Genomic DNA, 5,487 nt, shown 5'->3' on the forward strand with positions numbered 1-5,487 from the left:
TGTAAATTGTTGTCTACTCATGTCCAAACCCTCCATCTTTCACTATTTTTATTATATCTTTTATTTTGGATTTTTTCACTTTCAACTTGTACTATTTATATTCTAGCACCAGTCAATCGTATATTGTCATTCAGAATGATTGGAACGCTTTAGGGCCTTGCTATATACAGCAGCAAACGGAGGACATGGACTTATTAAAAAGAAGCCCGATGAATCATATCTAAAGAAACTGGAATAACAAATTAAAAAGATACCTGCAAAAGATGAATCACTCACCTTTCAAGCTCCTGTTGCCATTGCCATTTTAAAGGATTCATATACAGAACTCAGAGGATATGAGGACTATGTGACTACAGCTGGTTTTGAAGCAGGATTGGCAGTCGCCAATATGGAACTATTATCAAATTCAATGGGAATGGGTATTTGCTGTGTTGGTGTTGCACAAATGATTGCGGATAAAAGTAACGATGTTAGAGAATTTCTTGGCATCAAAAATGACCAGAAGTTAATGATGTTGTTGGTCTTAGGTTACCCGGATGAGCAATTAAAATATGTTAGAACAGCACCAAGATTGGATGAAAAAATCCTGTGGAAATAGAAATGTAACCGAAAACATTTTATAATATTGGGTCTCATCATAATATGTCACAGCCACAAAGCCTATCAAACAAGGTTTTGTGGCTGTGAAAAAGACTTATAGATTTGTTCAGTCCAATAAAACTGCACAAAATCTGAAGTTCAAATCAATCTTGCCTTTCTTTCATACTTACGCAAGGCGTTTTTAAACCGTATTGTTAAAAATATCTTCCGCTCCATACAATAATAAAATGGATAGCTGATTTTTCAACTATCCACTTCACCTACTGCGTTATGACTTAACTCTATAATATTTTTCAATCAACTACGCAAATTTGAAGTTTGTCACGTTATGTTATTCTATGGCAAAAACACCATTCTCCCCCCACTGCCAGCTACCCTGTTTTCGTGAGCCTAGCTCGAAGTGTAGCTTACCAATGCCAAGGTCGACATCCTGAATTGCCATTATAGCATTCGGCATAGATGCAGTCACGATACCGTTATGCCATCCGAACGTAACTGGTAGCTCGTTGATACCAGATGGACCGATTATCGAGCACTTTACGCCGTCCATGAACCAGTCAGGGATATTACTAGTATCTGAGTGGATGAGCTGGTCAGGCTTCTTGTCTCTCTGTCTGTAATTCGAACGAATTAGCCACTGTCTGGTTGGTGTTCTGTTCATCTCATAGCCTAGCATAATTATGCAAGTGAGTACCTCTCCGGGTTCGGTCTCATAACGCAGAGTTTTCGCGTTGTAGCTGGTGACAGCCCAGCAAGTTGCGAGCCCCAGCTGTGTGGCCAAGAGCACCAGTTGCTCGCCGTAGTATCCAAGCTGCTCGCGACCGATTTTACTATCCGGTCCTACGCAGGCGATGTAATGATAGACCGTGCCAGCGAATACCGACGGCGCTGTATCAATAGCCGTCTGCCCAGCGCCTCGTGGCCCGAAGAGCTGGAAGTGAAGATCTGTTTCCTTGTTGATGGCCTCAATGCGCTCGGTGATGCTAACCAACTTCTCTGGCTCTACCACCTTGTCCGCGTAGGATCGGCAGGAAATTCGCTTTTCTATTGCTTCATAAACGTCCATGTTAATCCTCCTTTGTATTTTGTTTCTATGTTACAATTATATCGTGAAGGTGTCAAAAATAAAAGAACGATATTTTGATACTAACGGGTTTACTTTAGAGGTGCAAAAATACATTGATTTTTGCACTCTTTTACTTTGGCTTAAATCAATGGTTTAATGGTACTTTTTTATAAAAATACACTGAATATGATGAAGATGAAGTCGTAGATATGTTCCTACAAAACATATTAAAAGATACTGATTTCGTGGAATGGCACAATAACCGTAGGAGCAAGAAGAAAATTAATAAAATTATATTTGGCATAGAGGATAATAAAGAAGCCTCAAATGACACTATTGATGTTAAGGAGGGTTATATTTAATTTCCTAAACTAAAGGAATTAGCAAATGAAACCTCTTTAGATGTAAGCACTATATGTCCTTATTCCGATAAGGAATTAGAGCAGATGGATAAAGACTACAAGGCTCTATCCCCTATAGATTTTGGCAAAAAGTATAGATATTTAATATTTTATCATTCTTATCTTACGGAACAGTCAAATTCCTTTCCTATTCAAATGAACTACTGCAATAACCCTTTCTGCAAATGGTTTGGTATGCCAAAGATGAATTTTGAAAATATTAAGGGTAAGCCACACAGGAGCAGATTGAGGCCGATACAATAAAGTACCATGATTACCACCTATACGTTTTGCAAGGAGGAATGAAAGATTGAGATTTCCTTATGCCCCACAGACTCCTGTTCCTAATGATGATGAAACTAAATCAGAGTACGAGATAAGGCTGTCCGAGTTTAATAGAAGAAAGGACTACATAGAGGGTATGCACACAAATTCAAAATACACATCTATAGCACACTATTGGCTTATTAAAGAAATGATAAACTGCAATAAGATGAACTTCATATCTGATGAAGATAGTTCCATCATAGACACTATTATGAGAGTTTTTACACAGTCTATTAAGGATAAGGAATCTCACTACTTCATTTTAAATTAGACAGTAATTTAAGTAAGAAAGAGGCTTATACTCTATTTACAGAGGCTAAAAAAGAACTTAATAGATGGGTTAAGGATAATGGAAAGAAAGGATTATCTTCCTTTGATATACAAAAGCAAATAATAGCAGAAGAATTAGCATATCACAGCCTTTATGACTATGTAGTTAAAGACGGAAAGAGTTATATATATTCTAACTATAATCCAAGATACGCCCAATATGCTATAACTTTTTTAAGGATATTTTATAACTTCTGTTGGGCTTTTAGAAGTTGGAATGGTGATGTATTAAATCTTGCACAGAGAATAGGTATTGCCGATAAACAGTTTAACTACAATGATATATTATATTTTTCTTAATTCTTATTTGTTTCATTATATTGGAAAAGACTACAGAATTAGTTTATAATATATACAATATAAATATGTGCGTAGTAATGGGGGAGATTCATATGAATAATAATATTGAGATTGTCAAAAGTTTGTATTCAAGTGAAAGAATTATTAATGAGACTAAGGAAACGCAGTCTTATAAGAATGGTTTGAAAATATGGGAAAAAGACGTAATATCAAGGTTTTTTCCCGAAGAAGTAACTATTCTTGATATAGGCTGTGGTACAGGTAGAGAAGCATTTAGCCTGTATGATATGGGTTTTAAAGTTATTGCTACAGATATATCTGAACATAGAATTGAAACAGCAAAGCAATTGGCTTTTGAATCTAAGCGAGATATAGAATTTTTACTAACAAATGGTTTAGATTTGCCATTTGAAAGCAATACCTTTGATATAGTTATTATATGGTCACAAACTTTCGGTCTTTTTTATGGTAAAGAAAATCAACAATATATTTTAAAAGAATGTAATCGGGTCTTGAAGGGTAACGGAATATTTAGCTTTTCTGGACATGATAAAGAATTTATAGAGGCTAAATACCCTCAATTTCTTGATGGTAAAAAGTTCTTTGCTTATGCAAATACAGATTGTTATTGGGAAGCCTTTACAATAGATGAAATAACAAATTTAGCACAAATAACAGGATTTACAGTTATGGAGTGTCAAAGAGGCTTGGTTTATAAAGAAGAAGATGGTTCGATACTTCATTGTCTATGCAAAAAATAAGTATACAAGTGTTTACTTAATTCATTTTATTCAAATATTGTCCATCAATAACTAAATAAATGTAAAAACCTATGCTAAAACTGTTGTTAAAGCATAGGTTTTTTATGGAGCATTTATAATATTACACACAAGTGTCGCCATATCTTCATCACTTTCTTTCATACCATTCTTAGCCCACTTAATTAATAACGTATAAAGCCCTCCTGCTATAAATTCTACAACATAACTTTTATTTATTGGAGAAAATGATTTTGAGCATACATTTTCCTTGCAAAGTGTATTGAATAATTTAATACATCTCTCAAGGAGCAAACTAGTTAAATTAGATTTAATTAGATTAGTCATCAATTTTTTATGTTTTCTGAAGTAAGAAAAATATAAGCATATGCTCTCATAGTTATCTATTGCTTCAAAATCCAATATTTGGTTAGAGTATTCTTGTAAAAGTTCATCAAGATAAAAACTAATAACATCCTCAATTGCATTGTAATTTCTATAAAAGGCCATTCGTGACACACCAGCCTTTTTAGTCATCTCTGTTATAGTGATTTCTTCAAAATTCTTTTGTTCCATTAAAATCATAAGTGATGTAAAGATGCTTTCTTTTGTTATATGATTTTGCAAAGTATTATTTTTATTTTCCATAAACAATATCTCCCCTTATGTAACATCTGATAGAAATAGCATTGAAATGCGCTATATCTTACAGTATATTATATTTAAGAGTGAGTTACAATTGTAACATCAGTATTGAGGAGGAAATTATGAAAATATTATATTTTACAGCAACAGGAAATAATTTATATGTAGCAAAGAGATTTGGAGATGAGTATTACTCTATTCCTAAGCTAATAAAAGAAGGACGATTTGATTTTGCGGACGAAAAAATCGGTATTGTATTTCCAGTTTATAACATTGGTGTTCCTAAAATTGTTGAAGAATTTCTAAGTAAAGTTAGATTAAAAAGTAAATATATTTTTGGAATAGCAACTTATGGAGCCTTTTCTGGGGCAGCAACAACACACCTTTTAGAAATAGGAAAAAGGAATGGAATAGAATTTTCTTATATTAATGAACTAATTATGGTTGATAATTATCTTCCAGGGTTTGATATGAATAAGCAGATACAAGGTCAAGCTAAGAAAAATATAGAAGAAAATTTGGACAAAATAATTAAAGACATTGAGGAAGGAAGAAAATATATTAAGAAACATACTATTATTAAGGAAGCTCTTAGAGTATTCGCTGATAAATTTTACGATAATGAATTTGAAAAGAATTTCTCAGTAGATAATAATTGCAATGGATGTAAAACCTGCGAAAGAGTCTGTCCAGTAAATAATATAAAAGTAGACAAGAAGCCTGTTTTTAATAATAATTGTCAACATTGTTTATCATGTATTCACAATTGTCCAAAGAGAGCAATAAGCATTAAAAAGGAAAAAAATAAGGTGAGATTTATTAATGAAAACATTACTTTGAAAGAAATAATTGATTCTAACAAATAGAGGACAGGAAATCGTAGAAGTATCTTTTATTTTAAGTTCAATTTAATACTAAAGGAGAGCCTGTGAAAAAAAGTCTAGAAAATCAGCTTTCTATGATAAAATAAAAATATCATAGGAGGCTGTTTTATTATGGGAAAAAGAAGAGAAACATTGAGTGAAGGAAAGAAGAACATTATTGCTGCGTTGCTAGATGA

General features: G+C 33.2%; 6 protein-coding genes. 4 read left to right on the plus strand and 2 right to left on the minus strand.

The features are described 5' to 3' along the window. Window positions 1-250: 250 nt before the first annotated feature. Entirely contained in the window at window positions 251-598 is a 348-nt protein-coding gene (locus IAI10_RS24230; RefSeq protein WP_315675892.1) for a nitroreductase family protein, read from the plus strand. 333 nt (window positions 599-931) lie between these two features. Here the strand turns inward: IAI10_RS24230 and IAI10_RS24235 are convergent, their stop codons facing one another. After that, the gene (locus IAI10_RS24235; protein ID WP_315675887.1) at window positions 932-1,666 is read right to left on the minus strand and encodes a nitroreductase family protein; all 735 of its coding nucleotides are present in this window, start codon (window positions 1,664-1,666) and stop codon (window positions 932-934) included. A 711-nt stretch (window positions 1,667-2,377) separates the two neighbouring features. Between IAI10_RS24235 and IAI10_RS24240 the strand changes: the two genes are divergently transcribed. Both IAI10_RS24240 and IAI10_RS24245 read left to right on the plus strand, forming a co-directional pair. Then, window positions 2,378-2,665 carry a hypothetical protein gene (locus IAI10_RS24240; protein WP_315675888.1) on the plus strand — a complete coding sequence of 96 codons (288 nt, stop codon included), beginning with the start codon at window positions 2,378-2,380 and terminating at the stop codon, window positions 2,663-2,665. 451 nt (window positions 2,666-3,116) lie between these two features. Then, the gene (locus tag IAI10_RS24245; RefSeq protein ID WP_315675889.1) at window positions 3,117-3,785 is read left to right on the plus strand and encodes a class I SAM-dependent methyltransferase; all 669 of its coding nucleotides are present in this window, start codon (window positions 3,117-3,119) and stop codon (window positions 3,783-3,785) included. 102 nt (window positions 3,786-3,887) lie between these two features. Here IAI10_RS24245 and IAI10_RS24250 read toward each other — a convergent pair whose 3' ends face one another. Further along, the gene (locus IAI10_RS24250) at window positions 3,888-4,430 is read right to left on the minus strand and encodes a TetR/AcrR family transcriptional regulator (protein ID WP_315675890.1); all 543 of its coding nucleotides are present in this window, start codon (window positions 4,428-4,430) and stop codon (window positions 3,888-3,890) included. Window positions 4,431-4,549: 119 nt separating this feature from the next. Between IAI10_RS24250 and IAI10_RS24255 the strand changes: the two genes are divergently transcribed. Next, complete coding sequence (locus IAI10_RS24255; RefSeq protein WP_315675891.1) at window positions 4,550-5,293, plus strand: EFR1 family ferrodoxin; 744 nt, start codon at window positions 4,550-4,552, stop codon at window positions 5,291-5,293. Window positions 5,294-5,487: the final 194 nt, after the last annotated feature.

The sequence above is a fragment of the Clostridium sp. 19966 genome (assembly GCF_032335695.1).
Taxonomy (GTDB): domain Bacteria; phylum Bacillota; class Clostridia; order Clostridiales; family Clostridiaceae; genus JACTOJ01.

Bases quoted from the DNA above. Each gene is read 5' to 3' on its own strand.
- IAI10_RS24245 (WP_315675889.1), top strand. From the start codon at position 3,117: ATGAATAATAATATTGAGATTGTCAAAAGTTTGTATTCAAGTGAAAGA.
- IAI10_RS24250 (WP_315675890.1), bottom strand. From the start codon at position 4,430: ATGGAAAATAAAAATAATACTTTGCAAAATCATATAACAAAAGAAAGC.
- IAI10_RS24235 (WP_315675887.1), bottom strand. From the start codon at position 1,666: ATGGACGTTTATGAAGCAATAGAAAAGCGAATTTCCTGCCGATCCTAC.
- IAI10_RS24255 (WP_315675891.1), top strand. From the start codon at position 4,550: ATGAAAATATTATATTTTACAGCAACAGGAAATAATTTATATGTAGCA.